Origin of the sequence: Streptomyces sp. NPDC101194 (assembly GCF_044767885.1) — a bacterium.
GTDB lineage: Bacteria > Actinomycetota > Actinomycetes > Streptomycetales > Streptomycetaceae > Streptomyces.
In genome coordinates this window covers 1-26,256 of sequence record NZ_JBIWOS010000023.1, presented here as the reverse complement: position 1 = coordinate 26,256, position 26,256 = coordinate 1, and the positions used below count along the sequence as shown (strand labels likewise).

The 26,256-nt window shown below is 67.9% G+C and carries 30 protein-coding genes and 2 pseudogenes; 21 read left to right on the top strand and 11 right to left on the bottom strand.

The annotated features are described in order from the left end of the window. On the top strand, positions 1-1,305 hold a 1,305-nt coding region (locus tag ACIRP2_RS39210; protein ID WP_404258548.1), incomplete at its 5' end, for a WD40 repeat domain-containing protein. Between the two features lie 379 nt (positions 1,306-1,684). After that, a complete protein-coding gene (locus ACIRP2_RS39205) occupies positions 1,685-2,527 on the top strand; it encodes an IS5 family transposase (protein WP_404258547.1) in 843 nt (280 codons plus the stop codon). Positions 2,528-2,898: 371 nt separating this feature from the next. Here the strand turns inward: ACIRP2_RS39205 and ACIRP2_RS39200 are convergent, their stop codons facing one another. Continuing rightward, on the bottom strand, positions 2,899-3,666 hold the full coding sequence (locus ACIRP2_RS39200) for an SDR family oxidoreductase (RefSeq protein WP_404258546.1): 768 nt from the start codon (positions 3,664-3,666) through the stop codon (positions 2,899-2,901). A gap of 52 nt (positions 3,667-3,718) precedes the next feature. Further along, complete coding sequence (locus ACIRP2_RS39195; RefSeq protein ID WP_404258545.1) at positions 3,719-4,174, bottom strand: lipocalin-like domain-containing protein; 456 nt, start codon at positions 4,172-4,174, stop codon at positions 3,719-3,721. 1,013 nt (positions 4,175-5,187) lie between these two features. Here ACIRP2_RS39195 and ACIRP2_RS39190 point away from each other — a divergent pair. Next, positions 5,188-5,349, top strand: a complete 162-nt coding sequence (locus ACIRP2_RS39190; RefSeq protein WP_404258544.1) for a DUF6207 family protein — start codon at positions 5,188-5,190, stop codon at positions 5,347-5,349. A gap of 120 nt (positions 5,350-5,469) precedes the next feature. On the opposite strand, the gene ACIRP2_RS39185 is transcribed toward ACIRP2_RS39190, so the two are convergent. The 3 genes from ACIRP2_RS39185 to ACIRP2_RS39175 form a co-directional block, all read right to left on the bottom strand. Next, entirely contained in the window at positions 5,470-6,024 is a 555-nt protein-coding gene (locus ACIRP2_RS39185; RefSeq protein ID WP_404258543.1) for a hypothetical protein, read from the bottom strand. A gap of 316 nt (positions 6,025-6,340) precedes the next feature. Continuing rightward, the gene (locus tag ACIRP2_RS39180) at positions 6,341-6,856 is read right to left on the bottom strand and encodes a hypothetical protein (RefSeq protein WP_404258542.1); all 516 of its coding nucleotides are present in this window, start codon (positions 6,854-6,856) and stop codon (positions 6,341-6,343) included. A gap of 50 nt (positions 6,857-6,906) precedes the next feature. Next, on the bottom strand, positions 6,907-7,836 hold the full coding sequence (locus ACIRP2_RS39175) for a LysR family transcriptional regulator (protein WP_404258541.1): 930 nt from the start codon (positions 7,834-7,836) through the stop codon (positions 6,907-6,909). A 114-nt stretch (positions 7,837-7,950) separates the two neighbouring features. Here ACIRP2_RS39175 and ACIRP2_RS39170 point away from each other — a divergent pair, with 114 nt between their 5' ends. From ACIRP2_RS39170 to ACIRP2_RS39135, 8 genes and pseudogenes are all read left to right on the top strand, one after another. Beyond that, positions 7,951-8,478, top strand: a complete 528-nt coding sequence (locus tag ACIRP2_RS39170; protein ID WP_404258550.1) for a DapH/DapD/GlmU-related protein — start codon at positions 7,951-7,953, stop codon at positions 8,476-8,478. Between the two features lie 53 nt (positions 8,479-8,531). Continuing rightward, positions 8,532-9,145 (top strand): annotated as a pseudogene (locus tag ACIRP2_RS39165) (IS5 family transposase); the annotation flags it as partial. A gap of 343 nt (positions 9,146-9,488) precedes the next feature. Then, the gene (gene uppS / locus ACIRP2_RS39160; protein ID WP_404258540.1) at positions 9,489-10,223 is read left to right on the top strand and encodes a polyprenyl diphosphate synthase; all 735 of its coding nucleotides are present in this window, start codon (positions 9,489-9,491) and stop codon (positions 10,221-10,223) included. A 104-nt stretch (positions 10,224-10,327) separates the two neighbouring features. Then, complete coding sequence (locus ACIRP2_RS39155) at positions 10,328-12,454, top strand: MMPL family transporter (RefSeq protein WP_404258539.1); 2,127 nt, start codon at positions 10,328-10,330, stop codon at positions 12,452-12,454. Between the two features lie 39 nt (positions 12,455-12,493). Next, positions 12,494-13,096, top strand: a complete 603-nt coding sequence (locus ACIRP2_RS39150; RefSeq protein ID WP_404258538.1) for a phosphatase PAP2 family protein — start codon at positions 12,494-12,496, stop codon at positions 13,094-13,096. 109 nt (positions 13,097-13,205) lie between these two features. Continuing rightward, the gene (locus ACIRP2_RS39145) at positions 13,206-14,447 is read left to right on the top strand and encodes a wax ester/triacylglycerol synthase domain-containing protein (protein WP_404258537.1); all 1,242 of its coding nucleotides are present in this window, start codon (positions 13,206-13,208) and stop codon (positions 14,445-14,447) included. Further along, positions 14,429-14,707 (top strand): annotated as a pseudogene (locus tag ACIRP2_RS39140) (transposase); the annotation flags it as partial. The gene ACIRP2_RS39145 and the pseudogene ACIRP2_RS39140, both read left to right, overlap by 19 nt. 714 nt (positions 14,708-15,421) lie before the next feature. After that, positions 15,422-16,447 carry an XRE family transcriptional regulator gene (locus ACIRP2_RS39135; RefSeq protein WP_404258536.1) on the top strand — a complete coding sequence of 342 codons (1,026 nt, stop codon included), beginning with the start codon at positions 15,422-15,424 and terminating at the stop codon, positions 16,445-16,447. A gap of 105 nt (positions 16,448-16,552) precedes the next feature. On the opposite strand, the gene ACIRP2_RS39130 is transcribed toward ACIRP2_RS39135, so the two are convergent. Then, positions 16,553-16,690 (bottom strand): hypothetical protein, encoded by a 138-nt coding sequence (locus ACIRP2_RS39130; RefSeq protein ID WP_404258535.1) that lies wholly within the window; start codon positions 16,688-16,690, stop codon positions 16,553-16,555. A 642-nt stretch (positions 16,691-17,332) separates the two neighbouring features. On the opposite strand from ACIRP2_RS39130, the gene ACIRP2_RS39125 reads away from it, so the two are divergent. From ACIRP2_RS39125 to ACIRP2_RS39105, 5 genes are all read left to right on the top strand, one after another. Next, a complete protein-coding gene (locus tag ACIRP2_RS39125; protein WP_404258534.1) occupies positions 17,333-17,497 on the top strand; it encodes a trypco2 family protein in 165 nt (54 codons plus the stop codon). Positions 17,498-17,546: 49 nt separating this feature from the next. Continuing rightward, on the top strand, positions 17,547-17,699 hold the full coding sequence (locus ACIRP2_RS39120; RefSeq protein ID WP_404258533.1) for a hypothetical protein: 153 nt from the start codon (positions 17,547-17,549) through the stop codon (positions 17,697-17,699). A 40-nt stretch (positions 17,700-17,739) separates the two neighbouring features. After that, positions 17,740-18,228, top strand: a complete 489-nt coding sequence (locus ACIRP2_RS39115; protein ID WP_404258532.1) for a trypsin-like peptidase domain-containing protein — start codon at positions 17,740-17,742, stop codon at positions 18,226-18,228. Further along, positions 18,165-18,971, top strand: a complete 807-nt coding sequence (locus tag ACIRP2_RS39110) for a hypothetical protein (protein ID WP_404258551.1) — start codon at positions 18,165-18,167, stop codon at positions 18,969-18,971. The genes ACIRP2_RS39115 and ACIRP2_RS39110 overlap by 64 nt, the downstream gene beginning before the upstream one ends. Before the next feature lie 227 nt (positions 18,972-19,198). Then, positions 19,199-19,879: a transposase gene (locus ACIRP2_RS39105; RefSeq protein WP_404258531.1), complete on the top strand. Its 681-nt coding sequence runs from the start codon at positions 19,199-19,201 to the stop codon at positions 19,877-19,879. Positions 19,880-19,914: 35 nt separating this feature from the next. Here the strand turns inward: ACIRP2_RS39105 and ACIRP2_RS39100 are convergent, their stop codons facing one another. Then, positions 19,915-20,394, bottom strand: a complete 480-nt coding sequence (locus tag ACIRP2_RS39100; RefSeq protein ID WP_404258530.1) for a hypothetical protein — start codon at positions 20,392-20,394, stop codon at positions 19,915-19,917. Between the two features lie 232 nt (positions 20,395-20,626). Here ACIRP2_RS39100 and ACIRP2_RS39095 point away from each other — a divergent pair, with 232 nt between their 5' ends. Together ACIRP2_RS39095 and ACIRP2_RS39090 are read left to right on the top strand one after the other, a co-directional pair. Next, complete coding sequence (locus ACIRP2_RS39095; RefSeq protein ID WP_404258529.1) at positions 20,627-20,893, top strand: hypothetical protein; 267 nt, start codon at positions 20,627-20,629, stop codon at positions 20,891-20,893. Next, the gene (locus ACIRP2_RS39090; protein WP_404258528.1) at positions 20,886-21,917 is read left to right on the top strand and encodes an RNA polymerase sigma factor; all 1,032 of its coding nucleotides are present in this window, start codon (positions 20,886-20,888) and stop codon (positions 21,915-21,917) included. The genes ACIRP2_RS39095 and ACIRP2_RS39090 overlap by 8 nt, the downstream gene beginning before the upstream one ends. Before the next feature lie 320 nt (positions 21,918-22,237). On the opposite strand, the gene ACIRP2_RS39085 is transcribed toward ACIRP2_RS39090, so the two are convergent. The 3 genes from ACIRP2_RS39085 to ACIRP2_RS39075 are packed head-to-tail and all read right to left on the bottom strand — an operon-like array spanning position 22,238 to position 24,163. Continuing rightward, a complete protein-coding gene (locus ACIRP2_RS39085) occupies positions 22,238-22,648 on the bottom strand; it encodes an arsenate reductase ArsC (RefSeq protein WP_404258527.1) in 411 nt (136 codons plus the stop codon). Continuing rightward, complete coding sequence (gene arsB / locus ACIRP2_RS39080) at positions 22,641-23,765, bottom strand: ACR3 family arsenite efflux transporter (RefSeq protein WP_404258526.1); 1,125 nt, start codon at positions 23,763-23,765, stop codon at positions 22,641-22,643. The genes ACIRP2_RS39085 and arsB overlap by 8 nt, the downstream gene beginning before the upstream one ends. Then, positions 23,762-24,163 carry an ArsR/SmtB family transcription factor gene (locus ACIRP2_RS39075; RefSeq protein WP_404258525.1) on the bottom strand — a complete coding sequence of 134 codons (402 nt, stop codon included), beginning with the start codon at positions 24,161-24,163 and terminating at the stop codon, positions 23,762-23,764. The genes arsB and ACIRP2_RS39075 overlap by 4 nt, the downstream gene beginning before the upstream one ends. 80 nt (positions 24,164-24,243) lie before the next feature. On the opposite strand from ACIRP2_RS39075, the gene ACIRP2_RS39070 reads away from it, so the two are divergent. Then, positions 24,244-24,717, top strand: a complete 474-nt coding sequence (locus ACIRP2_RS39070) for an ArsI/CadI family heavy metal resistance metalloenzyme (RefSeq protein WP_404258524.1) — start codon at positions 24,244-24,246, stop codon at positions 24,715-24,717. Positions 24,718-24,779: 62 nt separating this feature from the next. Here ACIRP2_RS39070 and ACIRP2_RS39065 read toward each other — a convergent pair whose 3' ends face one another. Then, positions 24,780-24,923: a hypothetical protein gene (locus ACIRP2_RS39065; RefSeq protein WP_404258523.1), complete on the bottom strand. Its 144-nt coding sequence runs from the start codon at positions 24,921-24,923 to the stop codon at positions 24,780-24,782. A gap of 402 nt (positions 24,924-25,325) precedes the next feature. On the opposite strand from ACIRP2_RS39065, the gene ACIRP2_RS39060 reads away from it, so the two are divergent. Beyond that, positions 25,326-25,751 (top strand): hypothetical protein, encoded by a 426-nt coding sequence (locus ACIRP2_RS39060; protein ID WP_404258522.1) that lies wholly within the window; start codon positions 25,326-25,328, stop codon positions 25,749-25,751. Then, positions 25,748-26,044 carry a winged helix-turn-helix domain-containing protein gene (locus ACIRP2_RS39055; RefSeq protein ID WP_404258521.1) on the top strand — a complete coding sequence of 99 codons (297 nt, stop codon included), beginning with the start codon at positions 25,748-25,750 and terminating at the stop codon, positions 26,042-26,044. Before ACIRP2_RS39060 ends, ACIRP2_RS39055 begins: the two co-directional genes overlap by 4 nt. Positions 26,045-26,256: the final 212 nt, after the last annotated feature.

The window sequence follows — 26,256 nt, the reverse complement described above, 5'->3', positions numbered from 1 at the left end:
CACACCAGCGAGGTGTGCGCGGTGACGACGGCGGTGGTGGACGGCCGACCGATTGCTGTCACCGGCAGCGACGATGGGACAGTGCGGGTGTGGGACCTGGCCACCGGCCAGCAGGTCGGTGAGCCCCTGGAAGGCCACACCAGCGAGGTGTGCGCGGTGACGACGGCGGTGGTGGACGGCCGACCGATTGCTGTCACCGGCAGCGACGATGGGACAGTGCGGGTGTGGGATCTGACCACCGGCCAGCCCGTTGGCGAGCCTCTGACCGGCCACACCGGCGGGGTGGGGGCGGTGGCGACGGCAGTGGTGGACGGCCGACCGGTCGCTGTCACCGGCAGCACCGATGCCACGGTGCGGGTGTGGGACCTGGCCACCGGCCAGCCCGTTGGCGAGCCTCTGACCGGCCACACCGGCGGGGTGGAGGCGGTGGCGACGGCAGTGGTGGACGGCCGACCGGTCGCTGTCACCGGCAGCACCGATGCCACGGTGCGGGTGTGGGACCTGGCCACCGGCCAGCCCGTTGGCGAGCCTCTGACCGGCCACACCGGCGGGGTGGAGGCGGTGGCGACGGCAGTGGTGGACGGCCGACCGGTCGCTGTCACCGGCAGCACCGATGCCACGGTGCGGGTGTGGGACCTGGCCACCGGCCAGCCCGTTGGCGAGCCTCTGACCGGCCACACCGGCGGGGTGGAGGCGGTGGCAACGGCGGTGGTGGACGGCCGACCGGTCGCTGTCACCGGCAGCACCGATGCCACGGTGCGGGTGTGGGACCTGGCCACCGGCCAGCCCGTTGGCGAGCCTCTGACCGGCCACACCGGCGGGGTGGAGGCGGTGGCAACGGCGGTGGTGGACGGCCGACCGGTCGCTGTCACCGGCAGCACCGATGCCACGGTGCGGGTGTGGGACCTGGCCACCGGCCAGCCCGTTGGCGAGCCTCTGACCGGCCACACCGGCGGGGTGGAGGCGGTGGCAACGGCGGTGGTGGACGGCCGACCGATTGCTGTCACCGGCGGCTGGGACAGGACAGTGCGGGTGTGGGATCTGACCACCGGCCAGCAGGTCGGCGAGCCCCTGACCGGCCATACGGACCGGGTCGTGGCGGTGGCGATGGGAGTGGTGGAGGGCCGTCCAGTCGGCGTCACTGGCGGCTGGGATGAGACGGTGCGGGTGTGGGACCTGGCTACCGGCCAGCAGGTCACTCCCTTCCTGCCCTTCCCCGCGTCTGTTCCCGCGGTGGCGGTGGCGCTGGGCGGAGAGCTGTTGGTCGGCTTCGACAGGGAACTCGCTTGCTTGTCCCCTCGCTGACCGCACACGGCGCTGGCCCTGCCTGCACCGATGCCGTCGTGCCATACGGCACTACTGCGGTAGCCGTAGCCGCTTGGCACCGAACTGAATCAGACATCCCATGTCACCGGCGGCCGGAACCTGAGGGCCCGGCGGCGAAGCGGCGATACCGAACCCACCCGGGCGAGCGCACGCACGTACCCTAGACCGCCGTAACCCCTTGCCTTGCATCAGCCGTCGAAACCGTGCGGGTGTCGCGCCACGCCGTAACGGCAGGCTGAACCACCAACCCATACCCCCGCCCCCGCGCCGGCACGGGCGCCGCTCGCCCGTCCGGCGAGACCACCACCAGCGCCGCGATCACCACCCCCGCGGCGCCGTGCGACCGTTGGGGAGTGATATGCCCGTACTGCCGTCGTGGCTGACCGAACCATTGTGGGACCAGTTCTCTGCCCTGCTCCCAACACGGCCCGTTTTCGATCCGGCCCACCCGCTGGGCTGCCACCGCCGCCGTATCAGCGACCGCACCGTCTTCGACAAGCTCCTGCAGGTCCTGCGATTCGGCTGCTCCTACCAGGCCATCGCGGATGCCACGTGCTCGGCGAGTACGATCCGGGCCCGCCGGGATGAGTGGATACGCCTGGGGATCTTCGCCCGGCTGAAGCAGATCGCGCTGGACGCCTACGATCGCGTTGTCGGTCTCGTTCTGGATCGGATCGCGATCGACGGCGCGATCACCAAGGCCCCCGGCGGGGGCGAGGCAGCCGGGCGTTCACCCGTCGACCGGGGCAAGCAGGGGATGAAACGCTCGGGTATGACGGACGGCTACGGCATTCCCCTCGGCCGCATCCTGGCCGGCGCCAACCGCCACGACTCTCCCCTCCTCGCCCCTACCCTGGACCTCCTGGAAGAGCTTGGGCCGTTGCCCGAGGCGATCACCGTGCACCTCGACGCCGGCTACGACTCTGCCACCACCCGCACCCTCCTCAACGAGCGCGGACTGCACGGCCGGATCGCGCGCAAGGGGATCAAAGCGCCCGTCCAGGCCACCCAGCGATGGCACGTCGAACGCGCGCGCGCCTGGCAGAACGCCTTCCACCGGCTCACCCGCTGCTACGAACGGCGCGCCACCGTCATCGATGCCTTCTTCGACCTCGCCGACACCATCATCACCGTCCGTAGCCTCATCCGCCGAGCCTGGGCCACCCACCGCTGGGACACACGCCCTCAACGTCGGCGGTGATCATGTGCCTATTCGTGCGGCCTCTAAGTTGCCCGGCCGGCGTCGCACGGCGCGATGGCGCGCGGCTGATAGACGGGCAGCGCGAGCGTCTGGGGCAGCTCGGCATGGTGCGCTTCCCCGCGGGAGCAGGAAGCGCCCGCGAAGGCGTCCAAGAGTGGCTCCTGGGCGCTCAAGGAAGGCGTGGCGCTCTTTGGGTGGCAGGAGACCGGATGCCGCCAGGGAGAACTCCGTCGCCGTCGCACCCTGTCGAGGAAGACCCGCCCGAGCATTCCGGCCCCCCCGTAGTGACCGACAGGCAGTGGTCAAGGCTGGGAAGGTGCCGGCGCCTTCGCGCGGCACGCCCTTGCTGCAACAGGAATTTCCGTCGTGTGTCATTGTGCGGTCTTCGAGCCGCCGTCGACGGGGATGGTCTGCCCGGTGATGGACTTGGCGCTGTCAGAGGCGAGGAAGAGCGCCAGTGCGGCGATGTCGTCGGGGTCGGTGAAGTGTTTGAGGGACTGGATGCTCAGGGCGTCGGCGGTGACCACCGCCAGGGGGCGTCCGCTGGCGTCGGCTCGGCCCTGCAGGACCCGCTGGATGCGGTCGCCGGCGACTGCGCCCGGGGCGATGGCGTTGACGCGGATCCCGTCGTCCCCGAGTTCGATGGCGAGGGTCTCGGTGAGGGCGATCAGTCCGCGTTTGGTGGTCGCGTAGGGGCTGCGGTTGGGGTAGCCGTAGCGTCCGCCGACGGAGGACATGATCAGTAGGACGCCGCAGTCGGACTTCTTCAGGAAGGGGATGGAGAGCCGGGTGACGTTGAAGGTGCCGGTGAGATTGACGGCCAGCACCTTCTCCCACTGATCTGGGTCCATCTCTTCCACTGGTGCGGTGGGGCCGGAGATGCCTGCGTTGTTGACCAGTACGTCGATGCCGCCGAGGGTGTGGGCCGCGGCCTCGACGAAGGTCTCGACGGCGGGCCGGTCGGACACGTCGCAGACTGTTCCGGTGATCACCGGATCGGACTCGGTGATCCGTTCGAGGGCCCGTTCGTCGACGTCGCAGATGTGTACCCGGTCGCCGTTGGCCGCGAAGGCCCTGGCCGTCGCGAGTCCGATGCCAGCGGCTCCGGCCGTCACGACGACTCGTCGTCCAGTGTTCATGAGGGTTCCCTCCTCGGTCGTAGCGGCCGCGCTGCCCGGTTGCCGCGTGGGGTCAGTTGGGTTCTGCCCGGCGCCAGGTGAGGGCCGAGTTGACGGTCTTGCCGCTCGACGTGATGGGGGATGCGGTGCTCAGGCGCAGCGTGTCGCCGTCGAGTTGCACCACACGTGGTTGCGTCTGGCCGGTCCAGTCGGGGAACAGGGACACGAACATGGAGTGGGTGAGGGTCTGCTTCTCCTCGTCGACGTGGAACGGTCCCGAGTAGGCGATGTAGGAGGTCGCTTCCGCCGTGTACTCCTCACTCGTGCCGTCGAACCAGTCCCCGGAGGCGAAGACGGGACGGTCGGGGCTGGACAGCTGCGCGGACATGTACCCGTCGGGGGTGTACATGATGATGCCCTGCGGTTCATGGCCCAGCGGCTCGAACGGCTCGGAACCGTCCACCGGGATCTCCTGGTACGACACCAGCTTCCAGGCGCCGATCAGCCGTTTGCGCAGACCCTCAGTCATCACTGCCTCCGTCAACAAGTGCGCCGTTTTGTTCTGGCAGGCCGGCCGGCACCGCCGGTAGCTGCTGGACTCAACCCGCCCATGAAGATGATTTAGGGGCCGGCCCAAGTCCGCTCGGCCCGCTGCGCCGTCCGGGTGCCTGGTACGGGAAGGACGGCGCCTGGTGAAAGTGGCCACCCCCTGCTCGGGGGTGACTCCACACCTGCTCAGTGGATCCCCCCACCCGTACGGCACGTGACCTGCGAACGGACGCCACAGTCGCAGTCCGGCCAGCCAGTGGCGGGAGAGGCTGCCTCGCGTGCCGTGCCCGGCGGGCATGTGGCGCCTTTGGCTGCTTCGATGGTGAAAGGTGTGAAGGGAGACGCTCGTGTCGGTGGCCGGGTCGTTGTCGCCTGAGAGCGTGACCGAGCTGACCCGGGCGCTGGACCTGAGGTTCCGGCTCCGGTGTGCTGGTGGGATCGGCGATGACTGCCGCGGCGGCGGTCAGCGCCAGGTTGGCCCGGTCAATGACAGCGGTGGCGTTGAGCGGCGAGGAGTGCGCAGGGTTCGGTACGGACAGCACCGCTTTGAGCTGCCAGCGCCTGTCACGGCCCTGCGTCATGTGGTAGCTGGGCTGGCAGGCCTGGAACACCGGGCAACGCCGCCAAGCACCATGACGCGCGCACCACCAAAAAGCGCCGCCCCTGCACGGACGAACTGCTGAGTGAAGTAGTCCGCCGCGCGGTACCGCGCCCGGGGTCAGGTGCTGAGGCGGCAGGAGCGCCAACGGTGGCCGGTGCGGCTGATCAGTCCGCGAGCTTCGAGGCGGCCGAGCTGGTAGGCGACGGAGCCGGTGCTGGACAGACCGACCCGCTCGCGGCACGTGGCCAGCGCCGCTCCGCACCCCGCCACCAAACGTGAGGCAGGCGGCGCCGTCAACCACCGCCCCGCGGGGTGGGGCCTCACCTCGCTCGTACGGATGGCGTGCGCGGCGCCGGCGAACCCGGCCGGGCGATGGCCGCGTCAGAGTCGGCATGAAGATCGACGCCCAGCACATTGATGAGCTCGGCCTCGTGGGTCTCGACATCACCGCCGCCGACGAGCAAACCGCCCACGCCGTAATGGCCGGGCTGGAGCAGTGGTGGGCCACCTCCGGCATCACCCCGTACAACGCGAGCCCGGAATGCCGGGTGTGAAGGCCCGCGTGTACGCGGACATCCGACGCCGCAGCCCCGCCACCTCCGCATGAATCAGCGGCCGCGTGCTGGGGATCGGGAGGCCCGATCCCCAGGGTCAGCGGCGGAGGGCGTAATGGGTCAGGCGGGAGCGGGCGGCCTGTCGCTGATCCCGAGCGCCTGGACGACGGCGTCCCACTGTGGCCCGTCCGTGCTGTCGACACTGAACGCGGCGTCAGTTGCCATACGATCGGTGAGGCGCCACAGGGCGGCGACGGCGCGGAATGCGGGCAGTGGTTCGTCAGCGAGCAGGGCAGTGAGGCGTTCCTCGACTTGGTCGAGGAGGGCGGTGAGGTCGGCGGGCACGGGCGCGGTGCGGGCCTGTACTTCGGTGATGTGGGTGTCCCAGTCGTCTTCCGGTCCGTTGGTGTCGGCCAGGTACGGGCGCCGACGGTCGACGGCTTCCCAGTCGAGCGAGTAGCGGGTGCTGCCGTGCCAGCCACATGAGCACGCACCGCGCAGCTCGGTGGCGAGCGGGGCGCCGAGCGTGCCGTCATAGGCCCACCAGTCAACGCTCTGGTGCACTATCGACCCGCTGCCGGCATCGCAATACACCGGGCCCGGCTCCGTGCCATCAGCCAACAGGATGCCGGGCCGGCCCTCGTGCTCGCTGCCGAACTCCTCGGCCTCCCACATGCTCGCCCCTCCCCCACCGGAACGCCGGTGACACCTCAAAGGCCGGCCGACCGGGCGGCGCGCTGCAGCGCCGTCTCGTTCATGGGCCCGGCTGCCTCACCCATCACCTTGCCCGAGCCCGGCCGGGTCCGGCGGGCGAATACCCGCACGGGTGAATCACGGCTCCCTGGCATCGACGTCAGCCTGGCCGGGACGGTCTGGAGCTCAGCCGTGGCTTCCTGCTGCCTATTTCGGCACGGTGTGGGGCCTGATTGTCTCTGGCCTTGGTCTTTCAGTGACGGGTCCGCCGCTGTGTGGCGGCGGACCCGTTGTTCTTCTAGATCTGGCGCCATGCGTCGCCGGCCTGGTCGGTCTGGCGGATGATCCGTTCTCCGGCCGCGGGAGCGGGCCACACCTGAAGCAGGTAGACCTCGACCGGGTCGTCGTCCGGGCCGAGACTGTCCTTGACACGTCCCTCGTCACGGCCGCGGGCATGGACACGCACGCGGTAGCTACCCGGTCCGTCGGGGGCAAGGTCGGGCAGGTCCTCGGCTTCGCCGTCCTCCCAGGAGGTGACAAGAGCCGAGCCGGTGGTGGAGATGAACGACGTCTGCACCACCTCGTCCCAGTCACCCTCGTGGAGCGGTGGCTCGGACACGTGCGTGGTGACGGTGACCTCGACCGGTCCGAGAGTCAGTCCGGTCAGGACGCTTGCGCCGTCCTCGCCGACGGCGATCAGCCCGTTGCCGGCGTCCGCGATGTCCGGTGCCTGGTCGGTACCGAGGTCCGGGTCGACGATGTAGAACTGACGGGCATACACCCACACACGGGTACTCCCGCGTCCTTCCGGCATACCGGGTGCCTCCTCGGCGTCAGGGCGTGTCCGCTAAATCGGTCGTCTGGTCAGCGGTCTATCCAGGCCGGCGCCCACACGTCGTCCGGGGTGCGCAGCCTTGAGGTGCGCAGATGGTCGCGTAGCGCGGTCAGCACGGGGTGCTGGTCTCCGGTGCGGGACAGCAGCACGTGCGTGTACACCGGGGTCGGTTCGCGCAACGGGATGCGCCGCAGGTCGTGGGTCTGGGGCCACACGTACCGGTCCCCGCTGCCGACGAGGGTGGCCAGCGAGGCCGAGTCGGCCAGCGCGTCCATCAGGGCCTCGTCACCGAAGTGGGGGCCGAGCGCGTCGATGCTCAGACCGAAGGCCTCGGACAGCGCCTGGTAAAACGCCGCCCACTCCGTGCCGGGCCTGATCCCGGGGATCCAGATGCGGTGGCCGGCCAGGTCCGCAGGCCTGACCCAGGGCGCGTCCGCCAACGGGTGGCCGGGGCCGACCAGGAGCTCCAGGGCTCCGTCCAGGAGTCGTTCGGCGCTGATCCCGGCCGGGACCTGGCCTGCCGGCAGAGCACGGAAGGACGCGTCGACAGTTCCATCGAGCACCGCGTGGGTGGCCTGGGCGGCGTTCTCCTCGCTCAGTGTGACGGCGTCGAGGTTCATCTCGGGGTGGGAGCGGTAGAACCGGTAGACGGCCTGGGCAGGAGCGATGCGCCGGTTGAGGACGTCGACGCGCAAGGGCCGGCCGCCGGGGCGCACGGCCTGCTCGGCCTGCTCGACGGTAATCAGGACCTTCTTGGCGTGCGGCAGGAAGACCTGCCCGTCCAGGCTCATCCGGGAGCCGCGGGAGGTGCGCACCAGGAGCGTGACCTCGAGGTGCTTCTCCAGGGTCGCGATCCGCTTGGAGACCGCCTGCTGGCTGATCCCGAGCTCGTCCGCCGCCGCCTGGAACTGGCCGGTCTCGGCGACGGCCACGAACGTCCGCATCGCTTCAACATCCACATGCCCACCCTAATTTCACAACGATTGGTTGTCGCTGGTTGGTCTCGAGGTTGTTTGATCGTAGGTTCTTCAGGGTGGTGGGATTAGCGCATGTCTACTCGCACAGATCAGATCATGTATGTCCAGAAGCCCGAGTTCGCACGTCATATGGAGCGAGTCGTGGAGGTGACCGACGCGACGTCTCGGCTGAACGTGCTGCCGTTCAGCGACGGCGAAGGTCGTGCTGAACTGCTTTCTGTTGTGTTCGGTGGTCCGCTCCCGGAGTCGGTGACGATCTACCCGCCGTTCTTCACCGAGTGCGGGCTGAACACGACGTTCGGGGAGAACGTCTTCGTCAACCAGGGATGCACGTTCATGGACAAGGGCGGGATCCGCATCGGCAACGGTGTCATGATCGCCCCGAAGGTCAATCTCATCACCGGGGGGCACCCTCTGCCCCTCGCCGAGCGCTGCGAGTACCTCTCCCTCGCCCCGATCGTCATCGAAGACGACGTCTGGATCGGTGCGGGAGCAACGATCACGCAGGGAGTGACCATCGGTGCTGGCGCGGTGGTCGCTGCCGGCGCGGTGGTCACTCGTGATGTGCCTGCCCGCACCCTGGTCGCGGGAGTTCCCGCCCAGGCCATCAAGACGATTGACTGAGCCCGGCCGGGCCGCCGGTCCGGGGCGAACAGCACGTCAGCACTCTGATCCTGATGCCCCATCACGCCTGGCTGGCCGACCAGCAGTGGGACCGCATTCGTCCGCTGCTGCCGACCAGCAACGGGAGGCGGGGCCGACCCTGGACTGATCACCGCCGTGTGGTGGAGGCGATCGTCTACCGGTACCGCACCGGCATCCCCTGGCGAGACCTCCCGAGCAGGTTCGGGTCGTGGAAGACCGTGTGGGCCCGCCACCGCCGGTGGGCCGGGGACGGGACCTGGGACCGAATCCTGGGCGTGCTGCTCGCTGATGCGGACGCTGCCGGGCAGCTCGACTGGCGGGTCGCGGTGGACTCCACGATCAGCAGGGCCCACCAGCACGCCACGAACACCCACCGTCCTGAATCGTGCCGGGCTGCGGCCCACGCCCACGGTCCCGGTGCCCACTGCGAGCCTGTCAGGCACGCGATCGGGCGCTCTCGTGGCGGGTTGACCACGAAGATCCACCACGCCGTCGACGGCCGGGGCCGCCCCCTGGCTGTGGTTGTGACACCCGGGCAGGCGCACGACGGGCAATCCTGCCGTTGCTGCTGGGCGACCTGCGCATCCCGAGGACTGGGGCAGGTCGCCCGCGCACGACGCCGTCCATGCTGCTCGGGGACAAAAGCAGCACGTAGTCGGGGGCTCCGGAGCCTTGCGCGTACACGGCGCGCGCATAAAGGAGGGTCCCGAGGGTCTGGAAACCCTGCCGTCCTGCGGCAGGGCTGGCTGTGCGCACAATCGCGGCGCGCAGACGTCGACATTTCCCTCGGTCCGCGCGCTCGGCCAGCGAAAAGCGCAACCGAGGCCGGTCTCATCCCCGTGCCTGGGCGTGTTCGGGGCGGTGTCAACGGTTGAGCTCGGGGTGACTCGAAGTGCTGAGGATTGCAGCACGGAGGGGTGGCCTTGCGCGTCCGGCGCCCTGGGGTGGCAGCAAACTACAGGTCAGCCACCGCATTTGAGGAGCAGCTTGTGCACACACCGCCGCGTCATGTCGCTTTGATCATGGATGGTAATGGCCGTTGGGCCGAGCAGCGGGGATGTGAGCGTGCTGACGGCCATTCGGCTGGCGAGGAGGGCGTCGTGGCGAGCGTGCGGGCCGCCGTGGACAGTGGGGTTTCCTGGCTGACGTTGTTCGCGTTCTCCACCGAGAATTGGCGCCGCCCACAGCCCGAGGTCGACTTCATCATGCGGCTCAACCAGCGAGTGATCCGTAACAACCTCCGCGCCTGGAACGATATGGATGTCCGTATGCGCTACCTGGGTGTAGCCGATGCACGCATCCCGAAGTGTGTTTACGAGGACATCGCCTTCGCTGAGGACCTGACCCGCAACAATAGAACCTTGACCCTGACAGTGGCCCTCGACCACGGTGGCCGGCGTGACTTGGCACGCGCGGCGCGCTCGATCGTTGCACACGGCGTACCGGCCGATCAGATCACCGAGGAGACCCTCGCCGGGCACATGCAGTTCCCGGACCTGCCCGACGTCGACCTGCTGGTGCGTACCTCCGCCGAGCACCGGCTATCGAACTTCATGCTGTGGCAGGCCGCCTACGCCGAGCTGGTATTCCTTGACGTGCTGTGGCCCGACTTCCGCGCTGAGCACTTTCGCCAGGCGGTGGATCTGTACCATCGGCGCCAGCGCCGCTTCGGCGATGTTTCTCAGCCCGCAGCGCAGGCTGCCGCTGTCAGCACGAGCGCGTGAGCAGGAGCTCAATCAGGCACCGTGACCTGGCTGGGCGCTGCCCATCTGCGTGGCCGCAAGCCCTTCAGCGTCATGCCGGACGGATCCTGGCCGGGCTCGGCGTCATGCTGGTGGTGTCGGCGGCATTCGGAGCGGATGTCTCCCACCGTCTGTCAGCGGGCGGGTACCAGTACCGGGACACGGCAACCCGGCGGGCGGTGGATGTCCTCGCGTCCGAGTTCCAGCTCCCCGCCGATGCGAACTTCGTCGTAACCGTGCATGAGCGCAGCGGTGTGCGGTCAGGGCCGGCGGCCGGCGCCGGCCAGGCCCTGGTGGCCCGGATCCGCGCGCACCCGGAAGTGACGGTTGCAGCCGATCCGTGGACGTCTCCCCCCGGCTCCCCCCTCTTCAGCGCGGACGGCCGCACCGCCCTGGTGCTGGTGCACATCTCCGGGTCGGAACGCGTCTCCGCTGCGACCGCCCGGAACCTGGCTGACCAGGTGACGCGCACCGAGGGACTGCACGTGGGGGCGGCCGGAAGGGCGCTGGTCCAGGGTGAGCTGACCCGCGATGCGCAGGACGCGCTGCTGCGCGCGGAACTCCTGGCTGTCCCTCTGACTTTCCTCGCCCTGCTGCTGGCCTTCCGGTCCCTGACTGCGGCGCTGCTTCCCGTCGCTGTCGGCATGGTGGCCGTCACCACGACCTTGGCCCTGCTGCGGCTGCTCACGCTGGTCGTCCCGGTCGGTGTATTCGCCCTCAACCTCACCACCGCACTCGGCTTCGGTCTCGCCGTGGACTACAGCCTCGTCCTCATCACCCGCTACCGCAGCGAACGCGCCGCCGGGCACGACCGCAACCAGGCCCTGGACGTCACCGCCCGCACCGCCGCCCGCACGGTCATCTACTCCGCGCTCGCTGTCTGCGCCGCCCTGCTGGCATTGCTGTTCTTCCCGGTCTATGCGCTGTCATCGCTGGCCTACGCGGCGCTGAGCGTGATCGCCATCGCCGCGGTGAGCGCCGTGATCGTGGTGGTGTGCACGATCACCCTGCTGGGGCGCCGCGGCGACCGGCTTCTCCTGCCCGGTGAGCCTCCACCACGCCCCCGCCCCCGCGGGGAGGGCTGGGGAAGACTGGCTGCCTTGGCCACCGACCGCCCCTGGCTGTGGTCCATTCCGCTGGTAACGCTGCTGTGCGCGCTCGCCGCGCCCTTCGCCCACGCCACGTTCACCACCTCTGACGAGCGGATGCTGCGCGACACCTCGGCCGTGCGGGCCGCGACAGAGCAGATGCGAACGCGGTTCGACCTGCGTCAAATTGATCCCGTATGGCTCCTGCTGCCTCCCGGTTCCGCCGGCGACGGCAAGGCCGTCGCTTATGCCCAGGCTGCGGCCCGCACCCGGGGCGTGGCACAGGCCACGGTACTGACCGCCTCCGGCCCGGCGGGCCGCAATGTGGTTCGGGTGGTGACCACCGACGCGCCGAGCAGCGACGAGGCCGCGGCAACGTTGGCCCGCCTACGGGCGCTCACCTCGCCAGGGCCGGTCACCGCAGTGGGCGGCACGGCAGACAGAGTCAACACTCTCGCCGCTCTGTCCGGACAGCTTCCCTGGGCGCTGGGCTTCATGGCTGCCAGTACCTTCGTGCTGCTGTTCTTGTTCACCGGCAGCGTGCTGATGCCCGTCAAGGCCCTGGCCCTGGCGGGCCTTGGGTTGACCGCCAGCATGGGCGTGCTGGTGACTGTCTTCCAGGACGGAAACGCGGCGTTCCTGCTCGGCGATGTCAGCGCCCCCGGGTACCTCGATCCCTCTGTCGTCATCCTGATCATTTGCGTGTGCTTCGGGCTCGCCACCGACTACGAGATGTTCCTCCTCTCCCGCCTCCGTGAGTATTACCTCCTCACTGGCGACATGCGCATCGCCGCCATCGAAGCCGCGCGGCAGACCGCCGGCACGATCTCCTGGTCCGCCGTCATCCTGATCACCGTGCTACTGACGCTGGCCACCTCTGCGCTCACCACGCTGAAGATGGCGGGCATCGGAAGCGCTCTGAGCGTCCTGGTCGACGCCTTTGTCATCCGGCCGATCCTCGTTCCCGCCGCGCTGGCCCTCTTCGGACCCGCCAACTGGTGGGCGCCGCCGTGGATGCGGCGCCTCCACGACCGCATTGGCCCACGCGAACACCCGCCCACGTCACCAGGGCTGACCATTCCTGCACCTGTCCACCCCCCTGCCACCGCCGACGGCATCAGCTGATGCCGTCCACCGGCTTACAGCATCCGTCACGGAGCACCCATGACCACTGTTCCAGCCCCCTCCCAGGAAGCGTCCTTGCGTACCGCTCGCCGCGTCAGTGGCCTGCTGGATCCGGTGCCCTGCCTGGCCCTCGTCACGGTCCTGACCGGCTGGCACGCCGAACGCGTTAACGGCATCAGATGGGGCCTGTTCGCCGCCCTGTTCACCGTAGCCATCCCCCTTGCCCTGAACACGGCCGGTCGACGCCTTGGCTACTGGGACAGCCGTCATCTGCCCCGCCTCAAGGACCGTCTCCTGCTGCTGCCCGCCAGCATGGCGTCCGTCGCCGTCGGCCTCGCCACGATGTTCGCCATCCACGCCCCCACGGAGATGACCGCACTGTTGATCGCGATGCTCTGCTGCGCGGCAGTGGTGCTGGGCATCACCACAGTGTGGAAGGTGTCCCTCCACACATCCGTAGCCGCAGGAACACTCGCCGTCCTCACACTGGCCTACGGGCCGCCCACACTTGTGCTGGCTCCCCTGATCCCCCTACTCGGCTGGTCCCGAGTCCGTCTGAACGCCCATACCCCCGGTCAGACCATCGTAGGAGCCGTGCTGGGAACTGTCCTCGGCGGCTTGGTCTTTGCTCTTCTGCGATAACCGCCGACCACACGTCCCTTCACCCGCGAACCCAGCCCCTCAAGATCGCAATGCTGGTCACACGTCCTCTTCGCACCGACACCTCGACCACTCTCGACAAGGCATCCTCATGCTCACCGCCACCCGGCCCAGCCTCATGGACCTGACCATGCACGACATGGCCCAGAAGCAGCCCTGGCTGTCCCAGACGATGGAAGTCGTTCTCCACCTGGCCGGCCGGCCGCCTGCACTCTCAGGCCTCCGCAAGCACGTAGCCAGCCATCTTCCCCGGCTGCCCTGCTTGACTCACTACCTCCACGGCCCCGGGCTGAGAGCCCGCTGGGCCCACGACCCTCGGCCAGACCTGGAACAACGCATCAGGGAACGGACGATCGCACCCGGCCAGGCGCATCTCGACGCCACCCTGCAGGACCTGCTCCCCCACCCGCTCCCGCGCAACAGCCCACCATGGGACCTGTGGCTGCTGCACGGCCACTCCGCAGACCAGTACACGCTGTGCTACCGCTTCCACCATGCCTGCCAAGACGGCGCAGCACTGCGCAATGTCCTCTACACACTCTTCAACGCCGCCCCCGCAATCACCCCTGCACAACCGGAGCCCCGGGCCGGACTACGCGTACGCGCCCAGACATTCAAAGGAATGCTCAGCGCCCTCGCCCGCAACGACATTTGGAACGACCCCGCCCGCCCACTGCACAACTCCCGCATCGGCACCTGGGCCAGCGCCCCGACCCACGTACTGCGCGACATCGCAGCAGCCCGCGGCGGCAGCAGCAATGACGCCTTCCTGGCCGCACTGGCCACGGCCGTGCGGACCTGGACCCGTTCACACTGGTCACGGGGAGCCGACCGAGCGGTCCCCGCGGTCATGATGGTTGACGTGCGCCGCGCCCACGAGGCGGATCACCCCGGAAACCTGTTCGCCTACGCCACACTCCTGCTGCCCAGCCACCAGCCCACCCACCAGGACCGCCTCGACTCGATCATCGCAGCTACCCGCGAACCGAAGAGTCCCATGGCACGCACGGCCACACGCACCATCCTCGACAAGACCCCTACGTACATCGGCCGCGGCCTCGCCGCCCAACTCACCACACCGCCGCGAGCTGTCATCAACACCTCCCACGTCGCCTTCCACCGCCTCCTGCACTACCAAGGCGACCCGGTCACCCACATCCAGATGACCACGTGGCTTCCCCGCAACCACCCCGCCTCAGTCATCGCGTGCAGCTACAACGGCACCACCAGCGCATACTTCCTCACCGACGCTGCCCTCCCCGAGTTCCACCAGCTCGCTGCGTGGTGGGAACAGGCCATCAACGAAGCCCATGTATCGACTGCATCCACGTGAAGGTGCGCGACGGACAGGTGGCGAACCGTCCGATCTACGTGGCCCTCGCGGTGACCGTGGACGGCACCCGAGACATCCTCGTGCTCTGGGCCGGCGACGGCGGCGAGGACGCCAAGTACTGGCTCCAGTTGCTGACCGAGATCAAGAACCGCGGCGTCGAAGACGTCTGCATGGTCGTCTGCGACGGCCTCAAGGGCCTGCCCGATGCCGTCGCCACCGTCTGGCCGCAGGCGATCACGCAGACCTGCGTCGTCCAGCTGAGGCAGCAACGGTGGTTGCGCCGGACTCGCGTCCCAGCGCAATTGCCTGGCGTCCGGGCAGTCAGGCCCCGCCATCAGACATCTACAGAGAGTGCTCGGAGGCGGTCGCGGAACTCTCGTACGGACGGCACCGTGGAGTGCGGTTCGAGGTAGCGGCTGAACTTCGTCAGCCGGACGCATGCCCGGTCCGAGCGGACTCGGTTCTCCAGCAACTCCAGGCCAACGTTCGCGGCGTCCAGGGCGCCGTCCAGGTCACGAGTGGCCAGGGGAGCCTGGCGATCCGGCTGCGGGATGAGTCGGGGCCGCTGTTCACGGACGAGGAGTTCGTTGATCTCTTCCCTGTCCGGGGACGTCCTGCCTGGTCACCGGCCGGGCTGGCGCTGGTGTCGGTGTTGACAACAGCGCGCAGGCCACCGCGAACAGCGGCTTCGGCCAGGACGCGTTCACCACCGACTGGAACAGCAAGCAGGCCGTCTGCCCCGGTGCCAAGACCAGCATCACCTGGAGTGAACGGCTCTCCCAGAGGGGGACAGCCCGTGCTGCGGGTGCGGTTCTCCGTGCTCGACTGCCGGCCCTGTCCGATGCGACAGGAGTGCATCAACTCGCCCACCGCTGAACGCCGAGAGCTGCGACTGCGTCATCAGGACGAACACCACGCGCTCCAGGGAAGCCACCGCCGAAGAACTGCTGCGCGAGACCCAGGGAGACACCCCCATGCACCGACGCTCCTTCATCCTGCTGTCCGGAGCCGCCGCCACCGCACCGGCCCTGGACCTGGACCTGCTCATGAGAGGAGCGCCCGCACTCGCCGCAGCCCAGGACGGAGACAAAGTGTCCCCGAAGCTGGCCGGGACGGTCGAGCACGCCGTCCGGGAAGCGCGGGAACACGACGACAGTGAAGGCAGCGCCTCCACTCTGCTCTGGGCCGGCGGCATCTGGCAGAACGTCGGCAAACTCATCGCCGAGAGTCGCTACAACACCGCCGAAGGCATACGCCTGCACACCGCCTACATCGAGATGAGCGAAACCTACGGGTGGATGCTCTTCGACGCCGGACACCACCCGCAGGCCCAACGCGTTTACCAGACCGGCCTGCGCCTTGCCCGCACAGCCCCAGACGCCCCCGGCATCGACCACGCCACCGTCAACCTGCTTGCCTCAGCCGCCTACCAGGAATCCTGGCTCGGCCAGTACCACGAAGCCGCCACCCTGCTGGAAGTCGCAGAGAACCGCAGACCGCATGCCCTCACCCCGCGCTTGCACGCCGTACTGGAGATGCGCCGCATCGCACTCGCTGGCCAGCAAGGAGACACCGAGGCGCTGCACCGCGCCGACGGCCAGGCACGCACCCACCTCGCCGCCGCCCACGACAGCGAAGAACCCTGGTGGACTCTGTGGCTGGACTCTTCCGCGATCGACGCCCAGACCGGCCGGGCCCTGCTCGCCGCCCACCACCCCGACCTCGCCGAGCCCTACCTCGCCGGCCGCACAGTACTCACCGGCGACGGCTACCCCCGCGACCGGACGCTCTTCGCCAGCGAACTCGCCGACGCCCGCCTGCAGACCGGCGACATCAACGGAGCCTGCACCGCCGCCCGCCACGCACTCACCCTGGCCCAGCACGTCGGCTCCCACCGCGTCCACCACCACCTGGACACCGTCACCACCAGCCTGCGCCACCACCACGGCAACCACCCCCGCGTCCGTACCCTGCTCACCGACCTGCCCCACGCCGTGTAGGACTCCCTCTGCAGAAGACCGCAAGGCGGGGCCCGCGTGCCGATGGGCAGGCCGAGCATGACTGCCGATAGCGCCCTCGTGTTCCGCCCCGACACGGAGGAGATGTCACATCTCGTCCGGGCGCAGGTCACGGACCCACCGCCAAGTCCTCCCGGTATCCGGGCTGTAGAGGGACTGCCCGCCGGGGTACTGGCCGTAGTCACTGATGATCGCGGTCCACGGATCGGGGTCATCCCAGTGCACGAACGCGACAGCCTCCTCAGCCCGCTCGCGGTCGGAACCTCCGTCCTGGCCGTCGGTGCCTGGAAGGTCTGGACACCCCGCGGGGCAGGCCCGAGCTGCAGATGTTCGCCGAAGAACACTGGCAGCTCGCCCGGCACCCGGGTGTCCGTTCTGTGCGGCGCAGCGCAGGAGAGGGCCCCGGTGCTGTGCGGCTTCGACGGCATCAACGGCGGCTGATCTTCACCCCTGCGAGTGAGGACGCCCTGGTTGGCGCTGGTGCCGGGCCGCTACGTTCCCCCTGACCTGGTGATCGAAGAGGGAGGGCGTGGGGAGGCTTTCCCCACTCAAGCACAGGACTTTGAACTTCCTAGGCCGTTACAGCTTCACCGCCAGCGTCCCGGCGGGTGGGGACCTGCGGCCCCTGCGCAACCCGGACGCCGTTGAGCTCGACGATGACGAGGATGGCGCGGAGGACTGACATCTGCGGGCCGTCGGTGCTGGACGAGGACGTCGCGCGGTTGTCCCTCTCAAGTCTTGCCGATCTCAACTGCCTTGACCGCTATGGCTTCCAGGCATCCCGGCTCCATGATGGTGGCCTGTGCCCCCTGCGGCTACGACCGATGCCGAGGAAGACGAGGACGCCTGACTGAGGACCTCTGAAGCGTGAGTACCAGGAAGATTGCGATGTCAACCAGGGAGGACAGTAATGGTGATCGGATTGCCGCCGGACTGGCAGAGACGATCCAGGCGCTCCGCGCGGAGCTCACCGCGGCGATGGGCAGTGGGCGCGACGAGGCTTTGCGGTTCGAGCTGGGGCCGTGGAGTTGAACGTCACACTGGCGATCACCCGAGAAGCCACGGGGGACGGCGGGGTGCGGTGTTCGGCGTTGTGTCCTTCGGAACGAAGGGGCAGATCGGCGACCAGGCCACCCACCAGCTGTCGCTGTCAGTCACGCCGGTCACCGTCGATGGCAACGGTCAAACCGCATCAGTCAAGGTCAACGCCCAAGCGGCGGGTGAGCCGGACTGACGCTTCGGAGTGACGGACGTCGAGACGAAGGACTGCATCGGTGCTGAATGAGGATCTGGTCATCGAAATCTATGAGCCTCAAACGGGCTCAGTTGGTTCCGGCTATCTGATCAGCGAGGACACAGTGCTGACGGCGCGGCACGTCGTCGAGGGAGCGCTGCCAGATGATGGTCCGCTCGCGCCGCCATCACCAGAGAACTGGCAGGAGAGGTTGGGGGGACTTGCGCGGGACCGCCCGCATTGCCGCATCCGACAGCTGCGTCGCGGCGGGCAAGCAACTTTCGTCGATGCCGTCGTTGTGTGGTGGTCACCGCAGTTCGATGTGGCCCTGCTGGTCGTCACTGAGACCACCAGGAGGAGGCACATCCTGCTCGACGGTCCCGCTTCGCGCAGTTCGCCCACATGGGCGGATGTGACTGGTACGGATCCGGTTGAGGTCACCGCAGTGGGTTCCCGGACAGCGACGTGGACGGACGGGTACGTGAGTCTCGTCAGGTCAAGGGGCTTCTCACGCCGTTGTCGGGAGTGAAGAGCGACCGGTGGGTTGTCCAGATCGAAGGCGGAGCCCGTCTTGCGCGGCCCGGTGGCAGCAGTGTCTGGGCTGGTATGTCGGGCGCGGCGTTGTTCGCCGACGGTCTTTTCATCGGGATCACTGAATCGGACAAGGCCCCTGGTCATCCCGAGGCAAGAGAGCTGTGGGCGCTGCCGGCGAGGGCCTTTGCCGACGACCCGCACCTAGTGGCCTGGGTGCGATTGCGGAGCAATGCCTGGCTCAGGTCCTCGGCAGATCCCGGCGATGCCCAGCGGATGCTGCGCCAGATCGTTGATGCCAATCAGCGACTGCCGGTGCTGGATGACGCATCCACATCCAAGATCGCGCAGGCTTTGGCCGCGTTGCAGCATGCGCGCGACGACCGAACGGTCACCCGGCGTGCGGTGGAGCGCGTCCTGGCGATGATGCTCAGTAAGGGAGTGCTCCACGACGACCTATATTTCGAGATGTGGAGAGCTGTCTTCAAATCTCTGCGGGAACTGCGCACGGCTCTGGCGGAGGCCTACACCGAACTGGTCGTCACGGGGGCCGAGCCCGCGCGAGCCGCGGTCGACGCGATGCTCACCACCGTGCGTAGCGACCTGGGGCGACATGAGGCATCTTTCGAACGCCACGCCGCTGAGGCAACGGGCAACTGGATGCAGGTGCAGAACAGCTGGTCTGGGCTGCCGCGAGCTTCCCTCGAACTGCTGGCGTGCGCGAGACCCTGGACGCACTGATTTACCCGCTCAAACAGTACGCCGAAAACGGCGAGACTGACGCCTCCAGGTTTACGCCCCCCGGGCTCAACCGGCGCAACCCCGGGGCACCGTCAAGCTCCTACGCGAGGGAGCGTGAAGCGCGGTGTTTTCTGGGACGGCTACAAGGTCCACCTCACCGAGACCTGCGAACCGGACTGTCCGAACCTGATCACCACGTCGCCACGACCGACTCCACGGTCCATGATGTGCGGCTGGTCGCCCCGATCCACGCCCACCTCGCCGAGCGGGGCCTGCAGCCCGATTGCCACCTGGTCGACGCGGGCTACGCGACAGCCAGGGAAGTGGTCACCGCTCGCCGAATGCACAAAGTGAACCTGATGGGTCCGATCCTCGCCTCTACCAGCTGGCAAACCAGGGATGGCGGCTTCTCCCAGGCCGACTTCGCCATCGACTGGGTGAACCGGCAGGTGACCTGTCCCAAAGGCGCGATCAGCAGTCGTTGGATCGAAGACCGCTCGCAGGAGGGGACGGCCGTGGTCCGAGCACGCTTCCCGACGGCTGCCTGCCGTCCCTGCAAGTCCTGGGAGCAGTGCACCCGCTCCAACAGCAAGTGGGACATGGGTCGTCGGATCACCCTCCGCCCACAAGCGGAGTATGAGGCGAGTCAGCAGGCACGAACCCAGGAGGACACTCAGGAGTGGAAAGAGCAGTACGCACACCAGGCTGTGGTCGAAGGCACCATCTCCCAAGCTGTTCGAGCCTTCGGTCTGCGGGAATGCCGGTATCACGGCCTGGCCAAGACGCGGCTACAGCATCAGCTCACCGCGGCCGCGATGAACTTCCACCACCTCAATGCATGGTGGACCGACACCCCAAGAGCCTGCACTCGCACGTCGCATCTGGCAGCCCTCCGGCCTGCCCGGTAGAACGCGGCAGGACCGCGTCCAACGCGGGCTGACCGTCAGTCCCATGAGTTGAAGAGTGTTGCGCCAAGGGTCTCCGGCCGCCAGTGCTTGATCTGGCGCCACTCCGTCGCAGACAGAGCAGAGGTGTCCGACTCCGTCAGCGGCGACAGGAGCTGTGCTGCGCTCAAGGCGGCAAAGCCGACGTCAGTGAGGACGGTGGCCCAAGTGGGAGGCTTCTGGAACTCGTCGGTGTACCAGTAGCGCCGGTCTCCGACGAAGGCGATCAGCGGGTAGTGAGCGTGGAACAGCGCGATGTGTGTGCCGTCCCGATCGCTGATCGTGGCGCTGTGGAAGTTCTGCGGGTACTCCTGTTCCGTGAAGTCCTCGACCTGTCCGCCCGCAGCCCGCGCCGCGGCATACCAGGCGGCACGGCATGTCCTGGGATCGGTACTCGGCAGGGGCGGGTCACCCCGGTCGCGGAACCCGGTTACGCCCAGCTCCAAGCGGAAGGTGACCTGCGAGTCCTCCACGTTCATCCCTCCGAGCAGCCGTTCAACTTTGATGGCACAAACCTAGTGATCACCAACCTCTGTTGGCACAGGGCATTCGCCAACGGTGTCGGGAAACTGCCGGGGGTCGCTTCTGTCTGAGCGTACGACGAGGTGCGTCATGCAGAGGGCGCCCCGACTCCCCTTCTTGGTTGTGGGCCTGGACATGGCTCCCGATCCGCGGGGGACGGCAGGACTGCTGCAGAAAAGGGGTTCAGTGATGGAGTTCGCTGTTCTGATGGTTCTGTTGGTGGTAGCACCATCGGTCAAGAAGTTGGTGAAGAGTGCGGCTTCTCGGAATTGCGCCAAGGGAGAGGCCGCCTTGATCATTGCTCAGGGCTGGGCCGACGGCGCCCGCGCACGTGGCAAGGCCGAAATTATCAAGGCCAAGACCGTAGAAGGTCGGCGCGGCAGCGAAGTTCTCGTTCAATCTCAGACTCAGACCCACGGCGCCGGACGGAAGGGGGGAAACAAGAACCATGTCTGAAGGACGGCAGGCAGCAGCCGACGTGGTGTCGGCGATGTACCTGGAGAAGAAGCCGGAGCTGCTCGGTCATGCGCGCCGCTGCCTGGCAAAGGAGAGCATTCCGGAGTCGCGCCTCAGCGCTGAGGACGTTGTGCAGGACGCTTTTGTCGTCACGTTGGCCAACCATGAGAAGACACCCATCCGGAACTTGGCTGGGTATGCATACAAGGTCATCTCCGGAAGGGTCCGTGACGAGAGCCGGCGTGTGGGAGTCGCTCGTCCCTTCGACCCGATGCAGTTCATCCGAGTCTCTGAGGTGGTCAGTGAGGATGTCGACGGCCGCCTGGACGTGATGAACGGGCTTGCCTCGCTGTCACCGCAGCAGAGAAGGCTCGTGATGCTGGCCAAGGGTTACGGCTTCACACACGCCCAGCTTGCCGAGATGACCGGCCTTGGTCGGGGCACAGTGGCCAGTCACGTTGCGCGAGCGACGAGAACGCTCGCGTCTCTCCTTGCCGCAGTGTCAGCGACGATTGTCTGTGGGGGGCTGCTGGGCTGGTTGGCCTTCCATGGGAGTAGCAGGCTGGCCCCACTGGGTAACGCGGGGGCCAAGATTTTCGAGGCTATCGAAAACTATCGTTTTGCCCTGATGTGGTTGCTGGTGCCAGTTGGCGGTGCCATCGTGCTGCTATCTGTAATGGCCTACCGCAGAAGGCAGACGGAGCCGATTCAGTACGCAGGGGGTTTGACGCCCAGTCGAATCGCGGAGCTCATGCGCGTGGCGAACTACAGGGGAGGACCCCTGGAGCACATACGGGGTGGACCGACTCCTGCTGACTACGCAGAGGTCCTCAAAATTTCTGAGGAACTGGTCATGAGCGGATTTGACCAGGCGGTGATCGAGGCCCACGACTACCCCATCATGGGGCTGTCTCCTGTCCCCATGCGTTTTGACGAGTCGCAGGCCGAAGCCGAAGGGGCGAGCGGTAGCTGGAGAAGAAGGGGGGCTGCAAACTCTGTTCCTCCGTCGGCCGACAACCGCTGAACCCTCCTGTTGGCCGGCGGAGAGGGGCCGTCGGCCAACGGACAGCGAAACATCGCTGAAGAATTTTCAGCTCGTCGTCATGTAAGCCGACTCCTCGCTCCCCTAACTCGACGGGGCTGTGACGACCCAGGCGGCTCTGATCTGCCGGTCCGCGCCGGTAAGTCACCTGGTTCACCGTGCAGCTGGGAGCTATGCCATCGGCCTGCGCCGCCGGCGCCAGCCCCCAGCGGCATCTCGAACTCAGGCTCTCGCGTGGCCTCCGACTGACAATCCGACTGTCGTCTGCCACGCCAACGTCAGTCGTTCTGCCACGGGAAGTGTCAGTGAGACTGGAGTTCGGTGAGCAGGCCGCGGATGCGCTGTTCGATCTCGTCTCGGATCGGGCGGACGGCCTCGATGCCGTGACCGGCCGGGTCGTCGAGCTTCCAGTCGAGGTAGGTCTTGCCGGGGAAGACAGGGCAGGTGTCGCCGCAGCCCATGGTGATCACCACGTCGGACGCCTGCACGGCGTCCATGGTCAGCACCTTCGGCGTCTCGGCGGACATGTCGATGCCGACCTCCGCCATCGCCTGGACGGCGGCCGGGTTCACGGCGTCGGCCGGTGCGGACCCGGCGGAGCGGACCTCGATGCGGTCGCCCGCGAAGTGGGTGAGGAAGGCGGCCGCCATCTGGGAGCGTCCGGCGTTGTGGATGCATACGAACAGCACGGACAGCCTTGAGGTCTCAGACACGAGCGGAACCTTCCGGGGCGGCGACCGGACCGCCCGTCGGGGTGGGCTGGGGGAAGAAGCGGCGGGCGGCCAGGGCGACGTAGACCAGGCCGATCAGGACGGGGACCTCGATGAGGGGGCCGACGACTCCGGCGAGGGCCTGGCCGGAGGTGGCGCCGAAGGTGGCGATGGCGACCGCGATAGCGAGCTCGAAGTTGTTGCCCGCCGCGGTGAACGCCAGCGTGGTGGCCTTCGGGTAGTCCAGTCCGACCGCGCGGCCGACGGCCATGGACCCGGCCCACATCACGGCGAAGTACACCAGCAGCGGCAGCGCGATCCGGGCGACGTCGAGCGGCTTCGAGGTGATGGCGTCGCCCTGGAGGGCGAAGAGCACCACGATCGTGAACAGCAGGCCGTACAGGGCGAACGGCCCGATACGGGGGATCAGTTTCGTCTCGTACCAGGTGCGTCCCTTGGCTTTCTCGCCGAGGCGGCGGGTGAGGAACCCGGCCAGCAGCGGGATGCCGAGGAAGATCAGGACGCTGCGGGCGATCTCCCAGATGGACACGTTGAGCGCGGCCTGCTCCAGGCCGAGCCAGCCGGGGAGTACGGAGAGGTAGAACCAGCCGAGCAGACTGAACGAGATCACCTGGAAGACGGAGTTCAGGGCGACGAGTACAGCGGCGGCTTCGCGGTCGCCGCAGGCGAGGTCGTTCCAGATGATGACCATGGCGATGCAGCGGGCGAGGCCGACGATGACCAGGCCGGTGCGGTACTCGGGCAGGTCCGGTAGGAAGATCCAGGCCAGGGCGAACATCAGGGCCGGGCCGACGATCCAGTTCAGGACCAGGGACGGGATGAGCAGGCGCCGGTCGCGGGTGACGGTGTCGAGCCGGTCGTAGCGGACCTTGGCGAGCACGGGGTACATCATCACGAGCAGGCCGAGTGCGATCGGCAGTGAGACGCCGGTGACGGTGACCTTCGCGAGCGTGTCCCCGAGGCCGGGCACGAGGCGGCCCAGGCCGAGGCCGGCCACCATCGCGGTCAGAATCCACACGGCGAGGAACCGGTCCAGGAACGACAGCCGCCGGGCGACCGGCCCCGCGGACGCCACCGTGCTGGTCGCTTCGCCGCTCACGAGGCGGCCCCGGCAGGGGTGGTCTCGGGCAGGGGCTGTCCGGCGGGCCGGGTGAGGATCGCCGCGAGGCGGTCGGTCATCTGCGGCAGCAGCCGGTAGTACACCCACGTCCCGCGCCGCTCGGAGTCGATGAGCCCGGCCTGCTTCAGCAGCTTGAGGTGGTGGGAGATCGTCGGCTGCGACAGGTCGAAGGCCGGGGTGAGGTCACAGACGCAGACCTCCCCGCCCGCTCGGGAGGCGATCATCGACAGCAGCCGCAGCCGGACCGGATCGCCCAGCGCCTTGAACACCTTCGCCAGCGTCTCGGCCTGGCCTTCGTCCAGCGGGGCGGTCAGCAGGGCGGGGCAGCACCCCTCGGTGCCGTCCTGGCCGAGCACCACAAGCTCTTGTTTCGACATGCTTCTATGTTGACGTTTATCGATCCAGCGCGCAAGGTTGTATCGACAGAAGTCGATGCAACCGATCCGAGGAGACCGCCATGTCCCGTGCCCAGCTCGCGCTCAACGTCGCCGACCTCGAAGCGTCGGTCACCTTCTACTCCAAGCTCTTCGGCGTCGAGCCCGCCAAGCGCCGCCCCGGCTACGCGAACTTCGCGATCACCACACCTCCGCTCAAGCTCGTCCTCATCGAGGGCGAGCCGGGACAGGAAACCCGCCTGGACCACCTCGGCGTCGAGGTGGAGACCACCGACGAAGTCACGGCCGCCACCACCCGCCTCAAGGACGCCGGGCTCGCGACCTTCGAGGAGAACGACACCTCCTGCTGCTACGCCCTCCAGGACAAGGTTTGGGTGCACGGCCCCGGCAAGGAGCCGTGGGAGGTCTACGTCGTCAAGGCCGACGCCGACCAGCTGGGCAAGAGCGCCGCGCTCGGCGGTGACGCCTGCTGTGCTGGTCAACTGGATGCGGCCGAGGCCGCGCCGACGGCTGCGGGCTGCGCCTGCGGCAGCTGAGGCGTTGCGTACGCAGCAGCGGGCCGGCGGGCCTGATCAGGCCCGCCGGCCCGGCGTGAGCGTCACCGATCCTCGCCCGGGAGTTGGGCGGGGACGCGGGAGGTCCGTAGTTCCTTGAGATCGGGGATGTAGTTGTAGAGGGTACCGACCGAGACGCCGAGCAAAGCGGCGATGGTCTCGATGCTGTTCTCGGGGTTGGGGAGCATGTCGCGGGCGGCGCGCAGCAGCTTGTCGTTGACAACGGAGGGCCGGCCGCCGACGCGGCCGCGGGCATTCGGCGTCGGTCAGATCCGACGGATACCGAGGCGTCCGATCCCAACACGCACACCCACACCCATCCGAACCGCAAACGGTCGTGTTCACCGCCGCAAGGGAGTAGACGGTCACCTGCGGGCTCCTGGCCGCTGAGCTGCTTGAACACCATCTCAGCTATCAGGAGCCCGCTCCTGTCTCCCCGGCTATTGATCAGCCCTGACCATTACTCAACGATCTCCCGACCCAGAACGCGACACTCAAGGCGAGCTCCCCTGTCGCCTCCATGCCAACTCTGAATCACGATCTGGAGGAAACTACTTGCCAATCTGGAAAGTACTTGCCACAGTATCGGCATGGCGACGAACGAACTGGATCCAGCGGCCGCACTGGCGCAGGCGCAACGGCTGAAGAGATCAGTGGACCGGCGCTCACGCTGGGTGGTCCGTTATCAACTGGCTTACGGGACTATGTCATTCGCGATGGTGCTCGCGCTCGGGCTGTTGAAGGGCCCGCTGGGTATCGCGGTCAGCATGGCCATCTGGATGCCGGCGATCGGCGTGCTGAGCGTGTACGCGGCGCGGCAGCCAGTCGCGCACCGCGGGATGGCGGTGACGCACGGTGCAATGATCGGCATCTGGGCCGTGCTGTACGGGCTCGTGCTCGGCGTCGGCATCACGTCCTTCCACGGCGACCTGGCCTGGTGGCTGCCGGGTGCGGCGCTGGTCGCGCTGCCCGGATTCGGGGCGGCCTGCGTGACGGCTCGGCGGGTTCGGGTATGAGCCATCCCCGGCACGCGCTGGACGAGGTCGTCCATTCCCCTGTCCGGTTCTCGATCATGGCGACGCTCGCGGCGGCCGAGAAGGCGGAGTTCGCGTACGTACGCGACGCCGTCGAGGTAAGCGACTCGGCGCTGTCCAAACAGACCGCCACGCTGGAGAAGGCCGGCTATGTCAAGGTCACCAAGGGGTACGTCGGCAAGCGCCCACGAACCTGGCTATCGCTCACCGCCCAGGGCCGCCACGCGTTCACCGCACATGTCGAGGCGTTGCACGCCATCATCAAACGCACTTGAGATCCCTTTGTCAGCAGGCTCTGAGTGGGGCGACCACAGCAGCCTCGACCATGCCTCAGCCCGCTTCTCACGAGCTGTCAGCGACGACAGCGCGTCGCGGGCTTCAATGGTGGGAACCGTGAGAAACCGGCACAGCGGAATGTGCCCGACCGTTCACGGCGCCAGCAAAACCAAGGGCGCGCACGCAGATCAGTACACCTGTGTCGGCGCTT

Excerpts from the sequence above, each read along its gene's own strand:
- ACIRP2_RS39205 (WP_404258547.1), top strand. The coding sequence starts at position 1,685 with ATGCCCGTACTGCCGTCGTGGCTGACCGAACCATTGTGGGACCAGTTC.
- ACIRP2_RS39200 (WP_404258546.1), bottom strand. The coding sequence starts at position 3,666 with ATGAACACTGGACGACGAGTCGTCGTGACGGCCGGAGCCGCTGGCATC.
- ACIRP2_RS39195 (WP_404258545.1), bottom strand. The coding sequence starts at position 4,174 with ATGACTGAGGGTCTGCGCAAACGGCTGATCGGCGCCTGGAAGCTGGTG.
- ACIRP2_RS39190 (WP_404258544.1), top strand. The coding sequence starts at position 5,188 with ATGAAGATCGACGCCCAGCACATTGATGAGCTCGGCCTCGTGGGTCTC.
- ACIRP2_RS39185 (WP_404258543.1), bottom strand. The coding sequence starts at position 6,024 with ATGTGGGAGGCCGAGGAGTTCGGCAGCGAGCACGAGGGCCGGCCCGGC.
- ACIRP2_RS39180 (WP_404258542.1), bottom strand. The coding sequence starts at position 6,856 with ATGCCGGAAGGACGCGGGAGTACCCGTGTGTGGGTGTATGCCCGTCAG.
- ACIRP2_RS39170 (WP_404258550.1), top strand. The coding sequence starts at position 7,951 with ATGTATGTCCAGAAGCCCGAGTTCGCACGTCATATGGAGCGAGTCGTG.
- ACIRP2_RS39155 (WP_404258539.1), top strand. The coding sequence starts at position 10,328 with ATGCTGGTGGTGTCGGCGGCATTCGGAGCGGATGTCTCCCACCGTCTG.
- ACIRP2_RS39150 (WP_404258538.1), top strand. The coding sequence starts at position 12,494 with ATGACCACTGTTCCAGCCCCCTCCCAGGAAGCGTCCTTGCGTACCGCT.
- ACIRP2_RS39145 (WP_404258537.1), top strand. The coding sequence starts at position 13,206 with ATGCTCACCGCCACCCGGCCCAGCCTCATGGACCTGACCATGCACGAC.
- ACIRP2_RS39135 (WP_404258536.1), top strand. The coding sequence starts at position 15,422 with ATGCACCGACGCTCCTTCATCCTGCTGTCCGGAGCCGCCGCCACCGCA.
- ACIRP2_RS39100 (WP_404258530.1), bottom strand. The coding sequence starts at position 20,394 with ATGAACGTGGAGGACTCGCAGGTCACCTTCCGCTTGGAGCTGGGCGTA.
- ACIRP2_RS39095 (WP_404258529.1), top strand. The coding sequence starts at position 20,627 with ATGGAGTTCGCTGTTCTGATGGTTCTGTTGGTGGTAGCACCATCGGTC.
- ACIRP2_RS39090 (WP_404258528.1), top strand. The coding sequence starts at position 20,886 with ATGTCTGAAGGACGGCAGGCAGCAGCCGACGTGGTGTCGGCGATGTAC.
- ACIRP2_RS39075 (WP_404258525.1), bottom strand. The coding sequence starts at position 24,163 with ATGTCGAAACAAGAGCTTGTGGTGCTCGGCCAGGACGGCACCGAGGGG.
- ACIRP2_RS39070 (WP_404258524.1), top strand. The coding sequence starts at position 24,244 with ATGTCCCGTGCCCAGCTCGCGCTCAACGTCGCCGACCTCGAAGCGTCG.
- ACIRP2_RS39065 (WP_404258523.1), bottom strand. The coding sequence starts at position 24,923 with ATGCTCCCCAACCCCGAGAACAGCATCGAGACCATCGCCGCTTTGCTC.
- ACIRP2_RS39060 (WP_404258522.1), top strand. The coding sequence starts at position 25,326 with ATGGCGACGAACGAACTGGATCCAGCGGCCGCACTGGCGCAGGCGCAA.
- ACIRP2_RS39055 (WP_404258521.1), top strand. The coding sequence starts at position 25,748 with ATGAGCCATCCCCGGCACGCGCTGGACGAGGTCGTCCATTCCCCTGTC.